The sequence below is a fragment of the Endothiovibrio diazotrophicus genome (assembly GCF_054657215.1).
The window spans coordinates 30,765-47,165 of sequence record NZ_BAAHXB010000011.1; the positions used below are offsets into that span (position 1 = coordinate 30,765).

The window sequence follows — 16,401 nt, forward strand, 5'->3', positions numbered from 1 at the left end:
GCCGGATGACGCGGGGGCGACAAGGCGAAGAGAGGGATCGGATCTCGTCGCCCTGTTGGTATATCCTTCCTCCAGGTTTTTGGCGCTAGCGGAGCGATTCGATGAGTAAAGTGGCGATTATCGGCGGGACCGGCTTGACCCGATTGGAGGGGTTGGAGATCGAAGGAGAGGAGATGGTTACCACGCCCTTCGGCGAGCCGTCCTCCCCGCTGGTGCGCGGGCGCCTGGAGGGGCGGGAGGTGCTCTTTCTGGCCCGTCACGGCAATCCCCATCGCATCCCTCCCCACCGGGTGAACTACCGCGCCAACCTGTGGGCGCTCTATCAGGCGGACGTGCGCGCGATCTTCGCTGCCGCCGCGGTGGGCGGGATCAGCGAGTTCATGGGGCCGGCGATGGTCTGCGTGCCCGACCAGATCATCGATTACACCTACGGGCGGAGCCACACCTATTATGAGGAGGGGCTCGACCACGTCACCCACGTCGACTTTACCGAACCCTACGACGCAACCCTGCGTGGCGTGCTCGGCGCGGCGGCGGCGGCGGCGGGGGTGGAGGCCCATGACGGCGGTTGTTACGGTGCCACCCAGGGGCCGCGGCTGGAGAGCGCCGCGGAGGTCCGCAAGCTGCGGCGCGACGGTTGCGACATGGTGGGCATGACCGGCATGCCGGAGGCGGCGTTGGCCCGCGAACTGGGCATCCGCTACGCCTGCTGCGCGGTCTCCGCCAATTGGGGGGCCGGGCTTTCCGAGGGCGAGATCACCATGGAGGAGATCGAACGCTGTCTGGAGGCGGGGATGGCGAAGGTGCGGCGGATCCTGCGAGGGGCGATCGTACGGGTCTAGTGTGAGGTGACAGGTGACAGGACGGAGCAGCTTGGGAAAAGCCGGTAAATCGGAAAAGTTTCGGGAAAATGAGAAAAATATCAGATAGGGATTGACGGGAAATCAAACAGCGACATCCTCTTGCTGTCACCTGTCACCTGTCACCTGTCACCTGTCACCTGTCACCTGTCACCTGTCACCTGTCACCTGTCACCTGTCACCTGTCACCTGTCACCCTCCGGCCAGCCCGAACCAGAACGGCAGCGTGAACAGGCTCAGCGCTGTCGAGATCGTCACCGCCATGGCGTAGAGCGCGGTGTCGAGGTGGTAGCGGTCGCAGAGCACGATGCCGAGCACCATGCTCGGCATTGCCGCCTCCAGCACCACCGCGGTGAGGGTTTGTCCCTCGACACCGGCAAATCCCGCCATCTGCCACACCAGTAGCGGGATCAGCAGCAGTCGGATGGTGAGCGTCGGCAACAGCACCGGCAGCAGCACCGGCAGGCGCTCCGGGAGCAGGCTCTCCCAACGTAGCCCCATGCCGACGGCGATCAGCATCAACGGTACCACCGCTCCGCCCATCATCTTCAGCAGGTCGACGAGCAGCGGCGGCATCGGCACCCCGCCGAGGTTGAGTAGCGGGGCCGCCGCCGCTGCCCACAGCGGCGGGACCTTGGCCAGGGCGCGCAGCGGATTTTCTCCATCTCCCCCGTTGCCGTGGGCTCGCGCCAGCAGGATGCCCACGGTGAGTAACAGCGGCGTGCAAGCGAACAGATCGAATTGGATTGCCACCCCCTTGCCCCAGTCGCCGAAGGTGGTGGAGAGTACCGGCAGCCCCATATAAGTGGCATTGGGGAAGGCCGCGGCGAGGATCAGCGCGCCCCGCCGGTGGGCGTCGAGCGGGGTGAGGCGATAGATTCCCCAGGCAGCCGCCAGGGCGACCAACACCCCGCCTGCCGCGGCGAGGGCAATCAGCGCGCTCTCCGCGCCGATCGGTGTCTGCCACAACACCGACAATACCAGCGCAGGCAGCAGCAGGACGTAGACCAGCCCGGTAAGCGCCCGTCGCATGGTGTCCGCATCCAGGCCCAGGGGGTGGAAGCGGCGCCAGAGGGAGCCGCAGGCGATCAGCGCGGCCATCTGCAGGAGTACGTCGATCAAGGGGGTGCCGGGGTGTCGTGGATCGGATGGAAGCATTCTATCTCCCTTTCCCTTCAATCCGCCGCCGATTCGCCGATAGCGACCGCTATCGGCGAATCGGCGGCGGATTGGCGGGTGGGGAAAATTACCTAGGCAGCCAGATAAGAGTTAATTAAAATACTGATCCACAAGATATTGGGGAGCGGCCCGTGATCGAACTGATCGTGCTGGCAGTCGTGGTCGGGATTGTGTTGTACGCGATCCGCGGCGGTATGGGGTGACGCGGGTCGTTCTCGATGAATCGTAGTGAGCAGTTGGATGACCTGATGCGGCAGGCGGGCCTGTCTGTCCCGCGGCTGGCTGCGCTGATCGACGTCCCCGAGTCGGAGGTGGATGGGTGGCTCGCTGGGGGCGAGCGGATTCCGGATTCGCTGTTTTCCTTCCTGCACACCTATCTCGAACTGAAGTCGATCTCCAGGGATGTCTCCTGTCCGCTGTATCGCTGAAAGGGCCATCGATTGCGGGGCTGTACACCCTGCGGGAGTCCTCCCCGATGCGCTCATGCGGCGTTGCCGTCCTTGGAAAGGGCCCGCCATTCCCGGCGCTATGCTGTCCCCATGAACGCCACGACCGACTACGATCATCGTCTCAAGGTCGGCAATCCCGGCGATCTCTTCAAGCACGCGCTTCTCGCCCATGTCGTTCGATGGAAGGCGGCGAAGGGAGGCGGTTTCTCCTACGCCGAGACTCATACCGGTTACCCCATCTACCAGCTTGCGGTGGGAGGCGAATGGCGTCTCGGTGCGGGAGTGATGAGCCATCCCCCGCCCGCCGCATCTCCCCTGACGTCCTATTGGGTGCATGCCCTGGGGGAGTGTCCGCCGATCCCCGGTTCTCTCTATCCCGGTTCGAGTCTGCTGGTCCATCGAATCGTTTCCGCCGCCGGCGGCGTTCCGGTGATGCGTTTGTGGGAGCGTTCCCCACCGGTCGTCGACGCGCTACAGGCCCATTTTTCCGCGATGGACGGTGTGGAGGTGCTGGAAGGTGACGGCTATTGCGGCATCCAGGACGGCGCGGGAGAGGATCTCGTTCTGGTGGATCCGGTTCAGTTGGAGTTGTCGCCCATCGTTGAGGTGCTCAGTCGGTTGAGCCGCCGCGGGGCACCGTTTCTCTGCTGGGTGCCCCGGCGAGGGACCGCGGCGGGGCAGGAGGGGGAGGCCTCCAGGCGATTGCTCGACGAGACGAGCCGGTGGTACGGTGCGGAGTCTGCGCAGTGGATCCCGTGGCGGGATGGGATCTGCGGTTGTCGGATCATCTGCTCTCTCGATATTCTTCCCCTGGTTTCCGAGGCGGCGGTCGAGTTGCGGCGGATTGTGGGGTGGAAGGGGTAGGCAATTTCCTGCAAAGGGAATAGGCGATATTCTACAAAGCGTTGATGGCGGGTGTTTTTACGTAGGCTTTAGGCTGTCGTCTGTGTAAGAAAAAGATTACATCGTCTGTAAGCATTTGTTGATGAGGGGGGTGGGATTCTAACTGCCGGATTTCAAATGGAAATTAGGGGTTGCCGTGATCGGCGCGAAAGTGAATAATCGCCGATGCTCCTTGTGTGCGGAAAGCCATGATTAATTTTTTGACCTGTGGCACGGCTGTTGTCGGTCAGCGCTTTTCGGGAGCAGATGCTGAGTTTCGGTGCCTTAGGGGGAAGGATGATTAACGTTCTGGTGGTCGATGATCACGAACTGGTAAGAACCGGCATATTACGCATCCTCGATGACGCCTCCGGGATCAAGGTGGTGGGCGAGGCAAACAGTGGTGAAGAGGCGCTGGAACTGGTCAAGAAGCGTCAGCCCGACGTGATCCTGATGGATGTCACCATGCCCGGAATGGGGGGATTGGAGGCGACCCGCAAGCTGCTCGGCCTCTACCCCGCATTGAAGATCATCATCCTATCGGTGCATGACGAGGAGCCCTATCCCAGCCGCCTGCTCCAGGCCGGCGCCTCCGGTTACCTGACCAAGGGGTGTGCGGTGGAGGAGATGGTTGACGCGATTCGATCGGTCTGCCTGGGGGAGCGCTACATCGGCACCGACATCGCCCAGCGCCTGGCACTCTCCACCATCGCGGGCAAGAGCGGTTCTCCCTTCGATAAGCTCTCCCAGCGCGAGATGCAGGTGCTGCTGATGGTCACGCAGGGGCAGAAGACCCAGGAGATCTCCGACAAGCTCTGTCTCAGTCCGAAGACCGTCAGCACCTACCGATATCGCCTCTACGACAAGCTGGCGGTGGCCAACGACGTGGAACTCACCCATTTGGCGATTCGTCACGGCATCATCGAAGGCCCGAAAGAGGTCAAGTAGGCGGGTGCGCCGCCGGCTGTTCGTTTTTCCGTTTGCCGCTGGCCGGTTTGGCTGCTGTGGTAAACTCCCGTCCCTATCTGACTCTCCCTGGCCGACTCCGTCATGAGCAAACGCGACTGGTTTGACGGCGACTGCCGCGCCTGTCCCCGTCTCGCCGCCTTCCTCGATGAGGTGCAGGGCGAACATCCCGGTTACCACGCCCGTCCGGTGGCCCCCTTCGGTGACGATCGGGCACGGCTGTTGGTGGTCGGCCTCGCCCCGGGGATGCACGGTGCCAACCGCACCGGTCGTCCATTCACCGGCGACTACGCCGGCGTGCTGCTCTACGACACCCTCCACCGTTTCGGTTTCGGCAATCATCCGCACTCCACCGCACTCGGTGACGGTCTCGAATTGACCGGCTGCCGGATTACCAACGCGGTCAAGTGCCTGCCGCCGCAGAACAAGCCCACGGGACCGGAGGTGCGCCAATGCAACCCGTTCCTGCGGGCGGAGCTGGCCGATCTGCCGGCGGGGGCGGTGATCCTCGCCCTCGGTTCACTTGCCCACAACGCGGTGCTGCGTTCCCTCGGGTTGAAGGCGGCCGCCTACAAGTTCGGCCACAATGTGCTGCACGCCCTGCCGGACGGTCGGCACCTGCTCGACTCCTACCACTGCAGCCGCTACAACACGCAGACGAAGCGCTTGACCGAGGTGATGTTTCATCAGGTGTTCGAACGTGCGCGCGGGTTGCTGGCGTAGCTGGTTCGTTCTATTTCGGCTCGTTGCGAGTCCCCGACGCCCAAACCGATGTCCGAGCCCATCCCCTCCTTCGATCCCCAGCCTTTCCTCAAGACCCTTACCCACCGCCCCGGCGTCTATCGCATGCTCGGCGAAGGGGGGGAGATCCTCTATGTGGGCAAGGCGAAGGACCTGAAGAAGCGGGTCTCCAGCTACTTCCGCAAGAGCGGCCTGACCATCAAGACCCACGCCCTGGTCTCCCATGTCCGGGACATGGCGATCACCGTCACCAACACCGAGACCGAGGCGCTGATCCTCGAACAGTCGCTGATCAAGGAGCATCGGCCGCGCTACAACGTGCTGCTGCGCGACGACAAGAGCTACCCCTACATTTACCTCTCCGACGGCGAATATCCGCGTCTCACGGTCCATCGCGGCGCGCGGCGCGGCAAGGGGCGCTACTTCGGCCCCTTCCCCTCGGCGCTGGCGGTGCGCGACAGCCTCAACCTGCTGCAGAAGCTGTTCCGTGTCCGCCAATGCGAGGACAGCTTCTTCCGCAACCGCTCCCGCCCCTGTCTCCAGTACCAGATCAAGCGCTGTACCGCACCGTGTGTGCGCAAGATCACCCCACAGGGCTACGCCGACGACGTGCGCCACACCGTGCTCTTTCTGGAGGGGAAGAACAACCGGGTGATCGACGAGCTGGTGAAGCGGATGGAGGCGGCATCCCAGCGATTGGAATTCGAGGAGGCGGCGGAGTATCGCGACCAGATCGTCAGCCTGCGCCGGGTGCAGGAGCGCCAGTACGTGGAGGGGGAGGGTGGGGATCTCGACATCGTCGCGGTCACCGCCGGGGGTGGCGTCGGCTGCGTCCAGCTCTTTTTCGTCCGCGCCGGGCGCAACCTCGGCAACAAGGCGTTCTTCCCGAAGATGCCCGAGGGGAGCGACACCGCCGAGGTACTCTCCGCCTTCCTCTCCCAGTACTACCTGGGCCACCCGCCGCCGGCGGAGATTCTGGTCAACGTCGCCCTGGACGAGCGGGAGTTGCTGGAGCACGCCCTCGGCGAGCAGGCACGGCGCAAGGTGGCGATCACCCATCGCCTGCGCGGCGACCGCGCCCGCTGGCTGAAGATGGCGGTGAGCAACGCCGAGAATGCCCTGCAGGCCCACCTCGCCAGCCGTGCCGGGATCAACCGCCGCTACCAGTTGCTGCAGCAGATCCTCGGCCTGGACGAGCCGATCGTCCGGATGGAGTGTTTCGACATCAGCCACACCATGGGCGAGTCCACCGTCGCCTCCTGCGTGGTGTTCAACGGCGAGGGGCCGCTCAAGTCCGACTACCGCCGCTTCAATATTAATGACATCACGCCGGGCGATGATTATGCCGCCATGCGCCAGGCGCTGACCCGTCGCTACACCAAGATCAAGGCGGGCGAGGGCAGGGTCCCCGACATCCTCTTCATCGATGGCGGAAAGGGGCAGATGGGGGTGGCCGAAGAGGTCCTGGAGGAGTTGCAGATGCTCGATATCGCCCTGGTGGGGGTGGCCAAGGGGGAGGCGCGCAGGCCCGGTGAGGAGACGCTGTTCCTCTCCGGTTCCTTGTCCGGCCGCAGGAGCCCCCTTATACTGCCGGCCGACTCCCCGGCCCTCCACCTGATCCAGCAGATCCGCGACGAGGCGCACCGCTTCGCCATCACCGGCCACCGCCAGCGTCGCGCCAAGACGCGCCGCAGCTCGCCCCTTGAGGGGATCCCCGGTATGGGACCGAAGCGGCGCCAGCAGCTGCTCAGGCAGTTCGGCGGCCTGCAGGAGATCGCCCGTGCCGGGGTCGAAGACCTGGCCAAGGCGCCGGGGATCAGCCGCGCCCTGGCGCAGAAGGTCTACGACGCCTTCCACGAAGACCCCGACCACTGATGCAGCTCCACCTCCCCAACCAGCTTACCCTTCTGCGCCTCGCGCTGATCCCGCTGTTCGTTCTCTTCTTCTATCTGCCCTATCCGTGGGCCAATGAGGCGGTGGCGCTGACCTTCATGACCGCCGGCTTCACCGACTGGCTCGACGGTTATCTGGCGCGCAGGATGGGACTCACCAGCCGCTTTGGCGCCTTTCTCGATCCGGTCGCCGACAAGGTGATGGTGGCCGTCGCCCTGGTGCTGATCGTCCAGGCCGACCCCTCGCCGTGGGTGGCGCTGCCGGCGCTGGTGATCGTCAGCCGCGAGATCGTCATCTCCGCGCTCCGTGAGTGGATGGCCGAGATCGGCAAGCGGGCGGCGGTGGCGGTCTCCTACGTCGGCAAGGTGAAGACCGCCGCGCAGATGCTGGCGCTGCTGCTGCTGCTCTACCGCGAACCGCTCCTCGGCCTGCCGGTGCAGCCCGCCGGGGTGCTCCTGCTCCAGGTGGCGGCGGGCCTCACTTTGTGGTCGATGATGATCTACCTGCGTGCCGCCTGGCCGGAGCTGAAGAAGGGCTGAAGAATTCTCTGTTGCAAACGCTTGACATCGAAGTCCGCGTGCATAAAATATGCAGCCTCTTCGGGCGGGAATAGCTCAGTTGGTAGAGCACAACCTTGCCAAGGTTGGGGTCGCGAGTTCGAGTCTCGTTTCCCGCTCCAGGATTCCGAAGACCCCGGTTGAACGGCCGGGGTTTTCAATTTTCAGAGGCGTCGCCCCGGTTCGAAACGGGGTGGCGGTTCGGAAAACTTAGGCTGAGTGGCAGAGTGGCTATGCAGCGGCCTGCAAAGCCGTGTACCTCGGTTCGATTCCGGGCTCAGCCTCCATACAATGCGGGAATAGCTCAGTTGGTAGAGCACAACCTTGCCAAGGTTGGGGTCGCGAGTTCGAGTCTCGTTTCCCGCTCCAAATAAAAACGCGAAAGCCCCCCTCGGCCACAGGCCGAGGGGGGCTTTCGCGTTTTTATTTCGAGAAATTGGGAATGCGAACGCGGGGAGGCTTGTTGGCCGCTGTAGGAGCGGCCCCGAGGCCGCGATGGATGTGGCACGGCGTGGAGGACGGGTCGTGCAAAGAGGGAAGAAGATGGTGCCCCGGGCCGGAATCGAACCGGCACGACTTGCGTCGAGCGATTTTAAGTCGCTTGCGTCTACCAGTTTCGCCACCGGGGCGCGGCGGGCATTCTAACAGCGCGATTCCCGGAGTTGGAGACGCAACCATCAAAAAAAGGCCCGGTCCTGCGACCGGGCCTTCTGCGTTCACCGCCGCGCGTCGCGTGCGGTCACCGTTTTCAGCCGAGGGCGGCGAGGGCGGCGTCGTAGTCCGGCTCCTCGCCGATCTCCGGCACCAACTGGGTGTAAACCACCCGGTTGTCCGCATCGGTCACCACCACGCCGCGGGCGCACAGCCCGGCCAGCGGGCCGTCGGTGATCAGCACGCCGTAGTCCCGGGCGAAGTTGCGGTCGCGCATCATCGACAGGGTGACCACGTTGTCGATCCCCTCGGCGCCGCAGAAGCGTTTCTGGGCGAATACCAGGTCGGCGGAGACCACCAGCGCCACCGCGTCCTCCTTGCCGGCCATGGCGGCATTGAACTTCTGGGTGGAGGTGGCGCAGACCGGGGTGTCGAGGCTGGGGACGATGTTGAGCAGCTTCTTCTTGCCGGCATAGCTGGCCAGTGAGACATCGCTCAGATCGGCGGCAACGAGGGTGAAGTCGGGGGCGGCGGTGCCGACGGCGGGCAGCTCGCCGTTGGTGTTGCAAGGGTTCCCTTTGAGGGTGATGGCGGCCATGGGGCGACTCCTTCTTCTTCATGCTGGGTGGGTTGTAGCCCGCGCGGGGCCCGTTGCCGAAGGAGTATGGGGGGCGGTTTCCGGGTATTCAATAGTGAATTGGTAAACTATTGGCCGGGTCTGATCCAGGAGCCAGGCGCGAGGAGCACCAGCAGCGCCAGGATCTCCACCCTGCCGGCCAGCATGTCGAAGATCAGCACGCCCTTGAGCAGCGGGTCCAGGTCGGGGGCGCTGATGCCGGTGGAGAGGCCGACGGTGGCGGTGGCGGAGACCACCTCGAACAGCGCGTCCAGGGGGGGCAGGCCGGCGGCGAGGAAGGGGAGCCAGGAGAGGAAGACGAGCACCGCAAACAGCGCGATGATCAGCAGTGCGCGGGTGATCTGGGTCTCCTCCAGGCGGTGGCCGCCGACCGACGGCGGGAGCACGGTGTGGCGCGGCAGGCGGGTGCGCAGCAGCATCAGCTGGAACATCCGCAGCAGGATCAGCAGCCGCAGCAGCTTGATCCCGCCGGCGGTGGAGCCGACCCCGGCGCCGATGAACATGGAGAGGATCAGCACCCCCTTGGCATCCGCCGGCAGGGCGGCGATCGACACCGTCGAGAAGCCGGTGCCGGTCTGCGCCGAGATGGCCTGGAACAGCGCGGCGAACGGGGTGAGATCCGAGCACCACCAGAGCAGCGCGGCGACGCCGAGGGAAGCCACGGCGAGCGCGCGGAACTCGACGTTGCGCCACGGCGCCCAGCCCGGCGAGGGGTGGAGCAGGGTCAGCGGCAACGCGCCGCAGAACATCAGCACCATCACCCCGCTCACCGCGCGCGGCGTCATCCCGCCGAGGCTCGCGTCAAAGGGCGAGAAGCCGCCGGTGGAGACCGCGGTAAGGGTGTGCAGCAGCGCCTCGAACGGCGAGAGGCCGAGCGCGGCGAGGAGCAGCACGCCGGCGGCGGTGAGGGTCGCGTAGACGGTGAGCACCCGCCGGGCGTGGGCGCGGGTGCTCCCCGCCAGGTCGTCTTCCTCCCACGTCGCTCCGGCGAGCCGCCTGGTTTCCGGGCCGGGGCCGGCGAGCAGCGCCAGGGTGAGCACCACCACGCCGAGGCCGCCGAACCACTGCAGCCAGGCGCGGGTGAAGAGCAGCGCGGGGTCGAGCCCCTGCAGGCTGCCGAGGGTGGTCAGCCCGGTGGTGGTCACCCCGGAGACCGCCTCGAACAGGGCGTCGAGCGGTGCGATCCCCTGGGCGGACAGCGGGTAGACCAGGGACAGGGGGGCGAGCAGGAAGCTGATCGCCGACAGCGCCAGCGCCTCGTTGGGCTGGATCGGCGCGGTGGGCGAGGGGAGGCGCCCGGCCAGCGAGAGCAGCGCGGTGGGCAACAGCGCGCCGAGGGTGAGGCGCAGGGCGAAGGCCTCCTCGCCGCAGAGCAGGGCGACCGCCACCGGCACCGCCAGCAGCACGCTGAGGGGGAGCGCCAATTGGCCGAGGTACTTGAGCAGGACCGTCGGCCGGATCGGCAGCAGCAGGGGGCGCAGGGTGGAGGTCATGGGGGTATCGGGGCGTTCCCGGGATCACGGATGGATCGGTGCGGTGGGCGCGGGAGCGTCAGAGATCATAGTGGGCGTAGGCGCGGATGACCTTTCCATCCTCTCCGAAGTGAAACACCTCGTTTGAAAGGCCCAGAACCCCCTCGTAGATGAGGGCCACGCTGTTCGCGCCGCAAAGGGTGTGCCGCAGCGTAAACTTCAGATCCGGGAATTTCTTCAACGCAGCCGACCAGTATTCACCGACGGCGGCCTTTCCCCGAAGTACGCCGCTGGCCTCCCCGGTGAGTTGGATGATCGCCGGGGACGACATCTCGAAATCGTCGCTGTAGTGGGACAGGATCTCGTCGAGATCATGGGAATTCCAGGCGTCAATCCACTCTTCGGCGAACGTTTGCGCTTGTTCTTTGTTCATATGGATTGCCTCCCCAATTTTCGCCCGTCCTTTTGCCGTCACCGCACGGATTCTACCGGGGTCGTCTCATCCGGGGAAACGATGGTCGGCATTTGTCGGCGACACCGACCTGCCGTGAGCGGGAGAGCACCCGCCGGGCGGTACGGACGGTTCGACACTTCGCACCCTGAGTGAGACGTAGGGTGGGTTAGGCGCGCAACGGTTCGACGGTTGGGGTTGCCCCGATGTCGGTGCGCGCCGTAACCCACCGGGCCTTTCGGTCGGCAACGGCGTGTCGATTGGCGCGGGTGCCGGCGTTGAGATCCGGTGGCACCCTACGGGGCATCCGGTCGGGGGAGCAGGCCGCGTTCGTGGAGCGGATTGCGTGCCTTTTCGACGAAGCGTTCGCCGAAGCGCGGCAGGCCGTCGGTGGCGATCCGTTCGCGCATCCCCTGCGGGATCAGAAAGCGCGGCACCTCCAGCACCAGGCGGCGGCTGTGGCGGTCGCATAGCGCCACCGCCTGCTCCTTGGAGAGCCGCTTGCGGGTGGTGAAGCGCCCCCCTTTGTCGCGCACCGACCAGTAGGCGCCGCTGCGCCAGGCGCTGATCCACGGCTCGCGGGTGGCGATGCGGGTGGTGCCGATGCGCCCCTCCCAGGGGCGCGCGAGGCGCGCCAGGTAACGGGGGATGTCGCGGTCGTAGAGCCGCGCGAGCGCCGGCGCGTCGCTCTGGAAACGCAGCTGCTGGATCGCTCCCGGGGTCCACGAGAGCCCGGCGCAGCCCCGCTCCACGGCGTGGATCAGGATCAGCTTGAGGGCCAGCAGCGGCCACTCGCGGGTGAACGGCGCGCGCGGGATCGAGGTGCGCCAGGGGTGGCCGCGGGCGGCGCGGGCGGCCTGCTGGTGCCAGTCGCTCTGGATCTCCTCGATGTGCAGCAGCCGCTTTCCGTCCAGATCGCGCCGCTCCTTGGTGCGGAAGTGGAGCAGCACGTTGCGTTCGGTGAAGTGCGGGGTGAAGTGCGACGGTGCGTACTCCGGCAGGGTGAGCAGCCATTCGCGGTAGGCCTCGCCGCCGTGCAGGGTCATGAAGGCGTACTTGTCGCTGGGGTGCATGCCGTTGCGCAGGCCGTAGTGGTGGCGGGCGTGGCGGGCGGCGGCGGCCATGGCGCCGGCGGCATCGGGGTAGTCGGCCTGCGCCGGGTCGCCGGGTTCGCTCACCGCGCGGCCGTAGGGGTCGAGGGCGAACCAGCGGCACGGGGCGGCGGCGGCGGGGGCCTTGAGGTAGCCGACCCGGTAGTGCAGGGGGAGGGCGAGGTGGCGCACCACCGCCACCTCGCCGGCCTTGCCGCGCAGTCCGCTGCCGGCGAGCTCGCGGCAATCGAGCAGCGCGGCGGTCTCGTTGAAGGGGAGGCGGGGCTGGAGGTCGCGGATCAGCTCGGTGGTCAGCTCCAGGCGCAGCGGCGAGAAGTCGATGCGCGAGATCACCTCCTCGCGGTTGATCTTGTCGGTTCGCTCGGCGGCTTCACCGTCGAGGAAGTCGAGCACCCCGGACCAACGCAGCTCCTCCTCGCGCAGCCCCTCGCGGGTGAGGTTGAGCAGCGTGTTGCGCCACTGCGCGGCGGGGGCGGCGGCGGTCTCCATCGCCATCACCCGGCGGCGCAGCACGCTGAACAGGCGCTCCGGCGCGGGGTGGCTGAGCACCCCCTGGGGCAGCGTGTCGTAGATGATCTTGCGCCGCGCGCCCTCGATCTCGCGCCGTTGCTCGCTGCGTTGCAGCCAGTCGCGGAAGGCGGCGCGGTCGGCGGCCTTCCAGCGCGCCAGCCACCCCCCCTCGGCGAGGGTGTGGCCGGTGAAGCGGTGGCGGCGCGAGGGGCCCTCGGGGTCGCCGTCGAGGTAGACGACGTCGACCAGCCGCCACAGCGTCTCCACCGGCGTCTCGGCGCTGACCCGGATGCCCTGGCGGGTGGCGTGGTAGCGGGCCCGTTCGCTGGTGATGCCGACGACCAGCCCGCTCGGCAGTACGATCATCTGGTTACCTCTGCGGGGGGATGCCCTCCGTGGACCGAATCTCCCCCTCGAAGCGAATACGTAGGGTAGGAAGACCCCCCGCAGGCGACGGTTCCTTCCCCCGCCGGTAGGAGCGGCCCCCAAGGCCGCGATGCTGCGGAGCGCCGTGCCCGGGAGAGACCCGCGGAGGTCGGCGGAAAGGGCGCCATCGCGGCCTCGGGGCCGCTCCTACGCGGCCTCAAGCCTGCTCCCGAGACCCGTCGGCTTCCCGCCGCCGCCGAGCATTACGTAGGGTGGTTCCCAACGAGCCTAGTGGAAAGCGGCGACACTCCAAAGTTAATTGTTCTTATCGCCAGTATTTGCATTTGTAAATCCACCCGTCACGCGGATCGATCGGTCGCCTCCAGCAGCCCCTCGCCGCGGTTGAGCAGGAAATCGAGAAAGGTCCGCGCGGTCTTCGACAGCCGTTTCCCCTTGGGATGGACGCAGTGCCACGGGCGCACCAGCGGAAACCCCTCCACCTTGAGCACCGCGAGCAGCCCCGAGGCCTGCTCCAGGCGGAAGCTGAGGGTCGACAGCACCGACACGCCGAGCCCGGCCATCACCCCCTGTTTGATCGCCTCGCCGCTGCCCAGCTCCATGTAGGGGGTGATACGCAGCCCCTTCCCGGCGAACAGCCGGTCGACCGCGGAGCGGGTCCCCGAACCCGCCTCGCGGACCAGGAAACGCTCCTCCAGCATCCGTTCCAACGGGATCGCCCGCTTGCGTTTGCACAGCGGGTGGTCGGGGTGGGCCACCACCGCCAGATCGTTGTCGAGGAAGCGGCTGGCGTTCAGCTCCAGCTCGTCGGGCACCTGTCCCATGACCACCAGGTCGTCGAGGTTCTCGCGCAGCCGATCGAGCACCTTGGCGCGGTTGGTGACGGTCAAGCTCGGCTCGACGTCGGGGTGCTCGCGCAGGAACGCCCCGAGCAGGTGGGGCATGAAGTATTTGGCGGTGGTCACCACCGAGATGCGCAGCGGCCCGCGCACCTTGGCGTGGCGCTCGTCGAGGTTCCCCTCCAGCTCGATCAGCCGGTCGAGGATCTCGCGGGCGGCGCGGTGCAGCTCCTCGCCGGCGGTGGTGAGAAAGAGCCGCTTGCCCACCTGCTCGATCAGCGGGTGGCCGACGTTCTCCTCCAGCCGCTTGATCTGGATCGAGACCGCCGGCTGGGTGAGGAAGAGCTCCTGCGAGGCGCGGGTGAAGCTGCGGTGGCGCGCCACCGAGTCGAAGATGCGCAACTGCTGAAAGGTGAAATGCATGGTGGTTTTGGGGTCTTTGGGGGATTGGATTGACTATAAACAAAAGTTAATGTTTAGAATATTTATAATCAATTTTATTTGTCGTCAAGCGCTCACCATACTCCTCTCGCAGGCGATCGAACGGGCCCCATTCGTCGCGCAAGCGACCCGTCGATCACGAACCACAGCGAAGGCTTTCCGGTAGCGGGCGGCGAGCGCGGTCCGGCCGGGGAAAGCCTCCACCAATCCAGAGAGGATGAGCAATGGCCAAGACCTATGACGCGGGCGTAAAAGAGTACCGCGAAACGTACTGGATGCCCGACTACACCCCGAAGGACACCGATTTCCTCGCCTGCTTCAAGGTGATCCCGCAGGCCGGCGTGCCGCGCGAGGAGGCCGCCGCGGCGGTCGCCGCCGAGTCCTCCACCGGCACCTGGACCACGGTGTGGACCGACCTCCTGACCGACCTCGACTACTACAAGGGCCGCGCCTACGCGATCGAGGACGTGCCGGGCAACGACGACGCCTTCTACGCCTTCATCGCCTATCCGCTCGACCTGTTCGAGGAGGGTTCGGTGGTCAACGTCCTCACCTCCCTGGTGGGCAACGTCTTCGGCTTCAAGGCGGTGCGTTCGCTGCGTCTGGAGGACGTGCGCATCCCGCTGGCCTACGTCACCACCTGCAACGGGCCGCCCCACGGCATCCAGGTGGAGCGCGACAAGATGAACAAGTACGGCCGTCCGCTGCTCGGCTGCACCATCAAGCCGAAGCTCGGCCTCTCCGCCAAGAACTACGGCCGTGCGGTCTACGAGTGTCTGCGCGGCGGACTGGATTTCACCAAGGACGACGAGAACGTCAACTCCCAGCCCTTCATGCGCTGGCGCCAGCGTTTCGAGTTCGTCATGGAGGCGATCCACAAGGCCGAGGCGGAGACCGGCGAGCGCAAGGGGCACTACCTCAACGTCACCGCGCCGACCCCCGAGGAGATGTACAAGCGCGCCGAATTCGCCAAGGAGCTGGGCGCGCCGATCATCATGCACGACTACCTCACCGGCGGCTTCACCGCCAACACCGGGCTGGCCCAGTGGTGCCGCGACAACGGCCTGCTGCTGCACATCCACCGCGCGATGCACGCGGTGCTCGACCGCAACCCCAACCACGGCATCCACTTCCGCGTGCTGGCCAAGATGCTGCGCCTCTCCGGCGGCGACCACCTTCACTCCGGCACCGTGGTCGGCAAGCTGGAGGGCGACCGCGAGGCGACCCTCGGCTGGATCGATCTGATGCGCGACGCCTTCGTCAAGGAGGACCGTTCGCGCGGGATCATGTTCGACCAGGATTGGGGTCACATGCCCGGCGTGCTGCCGGTGGCCTCCGGCGGCATCCACGTCTGGCACATGCCGGCGCTGGTGTCGATCTTCGGCGACGACTCGGTGCTGCAGTTCGGCGGCGGCACCCTCGGCCACCCGTGGGGCAACGCCGCGGGAGCCGCGGCCAACCGGGTCGCCCTGGAGTGCTGCGTCGAGGCGCGCAACCAGGGGGTGGAGCTGGAGAAGAACGGCAAGGAGGTGCTCACCGCGGCGGCGGAGAACAGCCCCGAGCTGAAGGCCGCGATGGAGACCTGGAAGGAGATCAAGTTCGAGTTCGACACCGTCGACAAGCTCGACGTCGCCCACAGATAACCGCGCACCGCACCCCCCTGTAGGAGCGGCCCCCAGGCCGCGATCGGGCGAAGTGCCGAATCATCGTCCGGCACAACGGTCGGCGGGCTGCCCATCGACCCTCGCGGGAGCATCGTGAAGGGCGCCATCGCGGCCTGGGGCCGCTCCTACAGGAATTCGAAACCGAATTTAAAGAGGAAAGACCCATGAGCGAAATGCAGGACTACCAGTCGAGCCTTGGCGATGTGACCAGCCGCAAGTTCGAGACCTTCTCCTACCTCACCGAGATGGATGCCGGGCGCATCCGCAAGCAGGTGGAGTACATCGTCGGCAAGGGCTGGAACCCGGCCATCGAACACACCGAGCCGGCCAACGCCTTCGGCCACTACTGGTACATGTGGAAGCTGCCGATGTTCGGCGAGACCGACGTCGACCGCATCCTCGCCGAGGCCGAGGCGTGCCACCAGGCGCACCCCGAAAACCACGTACGGCTGGTCGGCTACGACAACTACGCCCAGTCCAAGGGCGCCGAGATGGTGATCTACCGCGGTAAGCCGGTGTAACGACCGCTAACCGCCTCTCGTGGGAGGACTCCGCCGCGATGGCGGGCCTTCCCCGAGGGGAGGGGGTAGGGCGGATTAGCGTCAGCGTAATCCGCCGAGATCGGAGGCTCCTTCGCCGAAGGCAGCTCCGAAGCGGCGGATTACGCTGGCGCTAATCCGCCCTACGGCACCCCGATACCTCCGCGTTGAACT

General features: G+C 66.2%; 15 protein-coding genes and 4 tRNA genes. 12 read left to right on the forward strand and 7 right to left on the reverse strand.

Going from position 1 to position 16,401, the window contains the following annotated elements; all coding sequences use genetic code 11:
- Nucleotides 1–101 precede the first annotated feature (101 nt).
- The gene (locus ACYQ2W_RS05035; protein WP_459863865.1) at nucleotides 102–842 is read left to right on the forward strand and encodes an S-methyl-5'-thioinosine phosphorylase; all 741 of its coding nucleotides are present in this window, start codon (nucleotides 102–104) and stop codon (nucleotides 840–842) included.
- A 210-nt stretch (nucleotides 843–1,052) separates the two neighbouring features.
- Here ACYQ2W_RS05035 and ACYQ2W_RS05040 read toward each other — a convergent pair whose 3' ends face one another.
- A complete protein-coding gene (locus ACYQ2W_RS05040; protein ID WP_459863948.1) occupies nucleotides 1,053–1,982 on the reverse strand; it encodes an AEC family transporter in 930 nt (309 codons plus the stop codon).
- Nucleotides 1,983–2,257: 275 nt separating this feature from the next.
- Between ACYQ2W_RS05040 and ACYQ2W_RS05045 the strand changes: the two genes are divergently transcribed.
- From ACYQ2W_RS05045 to ACYQ2W_RS05085, 9 genes are all read left to right on the forward strand, one after another.
- On the forward strand, nucleotides 2,258–2,467 hold the full coding sequence (locus ACYQ2W_RS05045) for a hypothetical protein (RefSeq protein WP_459863867.1): 210 nt from the start codon (nucleotides 2,258–2,260) through the stop codon (nucleotides 2,465–2,467).
- Between the two features lie 111 nt (nucleotides 2,468–2,578).
- Nucleotides 2,579–3,352, forward strand: coding sequence for a 23S rRNA (adenine(2030)-N(6))-methyltransferase RlmJ (locus tag ACYQ2W_RS05050; RefSeq protein ID WP_459863869.1), 774 nt, complete (start codon nucleotides 2,579–2,581; stop codon nucleotides 3,350–3,352).
- A gap of 315 nt (nucleotides 3,353–3,667) precedes the next feature.
- Complete coding sequence (gene uvrY, locus ACYQ2W_RS05055) at nucleotides 3,668–4,318, forward strand: UvrY/SirA/GacA family response regulator transcription factor (protein ID WP_459863871.1); 651 nt, start codon at nucleotides 3,668–3,670, stop codon at nucleotides 4,316–4,318.
- A gap of 102 nt (nucleotides 4,319–4,420) precedes the next feature.
- Nucleotides 4,421–5,059, forward strand: coding sequence for a uracil-DNA glycosylase (locus tag ACYQ2W_RS05060; RefSeq protein ID WP_459863873.1), 639 nt, complete (start codon nucleotides 4,421–4,423; stop codon nucleotides 5,057–5,059).
- A gap of 48 nt (nucleotides 5,060–5,107) precedes the next feature.
- Nucleotides 5,108–6,952: an excinuclease ABC subunit UvrC gene (uvrC, locus tag ACYQ2W_RS05065; RefSeq protein ID WP_459863875.1), complete on the forward strand. Its 1,845-nt coding sequence runs from the start codon at nucleotides 5,108–5,110 to the stop codon at nucleotides 6,950–6,952.
- Entirely contained in the window at nucleotides 6,952–7,509 is a 558-nt protein-coding gene (pgsA, locus tag ACYQ2W_RS05070; RefSeq protein WP_459863877.1) for a CDP-diacylglycerol--glycerol-3-phosphate 3-phosphatidyltransferase, read from the forward strand. The genes uvrC and pgsA overlap by 1 nt, the downstream gene beginning before the upstream one ends.
- 64 nt (nucleotides 7,510–7,573) lie before the next feature.
- Nucleotides 7,574–7,649 (forward strand) — tRNA-Gly (locus tag ACYQ2W_RS05075).
- A gap of 91 nt (nucleotides 7,650–7,740) precedes the next feature.
- Nucleotides 7,741–7,814: transfer RNA gene (locus ACYQ2W_RS05080), tRNA-Cys, on the forward strand.
- A 6-nt stretch (nucleotides 7,815–7,820) separates the two neighbouring features.
- Nucleotides 7,821–7,896: transfer RNA gene (locus ACYQ2W_RS05085), tRNA-Gly, on the forward strand.
- A 175-nt stretch (nucleotides 7,897–8,071) separates the two neighbouring features.
- Here the strand turns inward: ACYQ2W_RS05085 and ACYQ2W_RS05090 are convergent.
- The 6 genes from ACYQ2W_RS05090 to ACYQ2W_RS05115 all read right to left on the reverse strand — a co-directional run bounded on the left by ACYQ2W_RS05090 (nucleotide 8,072) and on the right by ACYQ2W_RS05115 (nucleotide 14,006).
- Nucleotides 8,072–8,156 (reverse strand) — tRNA-Leu (locus ACYQ2W_RS05090).
- Nucleotides 8,157–8,275: 119 nt separating this feature from the next.
- Entirely contained in the window at nucleotides 8,276–8,776 is a 501-nt protein-coding gene (tpx, locus tag ACYQ2W_RS05095; protein ID WP_459863879.1) for a thiol peroxidase, read from the reverse strand.
- A 107-nt stretch (nucleotides 8,777–8,883) separates the two neighbouring features.
- Nucleotides 8,884–10,308 carry a TrkH family potassium uptake protein gene (locus ACYQ2W_RS05100; protein WP_459863881.1) on the reverse strand — a complete coding sequence of 475 codons (1,425 nt, stop codon included), beginning with the start codon at nucleotides 10,306–10,308 and terminating at the stop codon, nucleotides 8,884–8,886.
- A 58-nt stretch (nucleotides 10,309–10,366) separates the two neighbouring features.
- Nucleotides 10,367–10,720: a nuclear transport factor 2 family protein gene (locus ACYQ2W_RS05105; protein WP_459863883.1), complete on the reverse strand. Its 354-nt coding sequence runs from the start codon at nucleotides 10,718–10,720 to the stop codon at nucleotides 10,367–10,369.
- A gap of 314 nt (nucleotides 10,721–11,034) precedes the next feature.
- Entirely contained in the window at nucleotides 11,035–12,726 is a 1,692-nt protein-coding gene (locus tag ACYQ2W_RS05110) for a hypothetical protein (RefSeq protein WP_459863885.1), read from the reverse strand.
- A 359-nt stretch (nucleotides 12,727–13,085) separates the two neighbouring features.
- Nucleotides 13,086–14,006: a LysR family transcriptional regulator gene (locus ACYQ2W_RS05115; RefSeq protein ID WP_459863887.1), complete on the reverse strand. Its 921-nt coding sequence runs from the start codon at nucleotides 14,004–14,006 to the stop codon at nucleotides 13,086–13,088.
- 242 nt (nucleotides 14,007–14,248) lie between these two features.
- Here ACYQ2W_RS05115 and ACYQ2W_RS05120 point away from each other — a divergent pair, with 242 nt between their 5' ends.
- On the forward strand, nucleotides 14,249–15,667 hold the full coding sequence (locus ACYQ2W_RS05120; RefSeq protein ID WP_459863889.1) for a form I ribulose bisphosphate carboxylase large subunit: 1,419 nt from the start codon (nucleotides 14,249–14,251) through the stop codon (nucleotides 15,665–15,667).
- A 185-nt stretch (nucleotides 15,668–15,852) separates the two neighbouring features.
- Entirely contained in the window at nucleotides 15,853–16,209 is a 357-nt protein-coding gene (locus ACYQ2W_RS05125) for a ribulose bisphosphate carboxylase small subunit (protein ID WP_459863891.1), read from the forward strand.
- The last annotated feature ends 192 nt before the right edge of the window (nucleotides 16,210–16,401 follow it).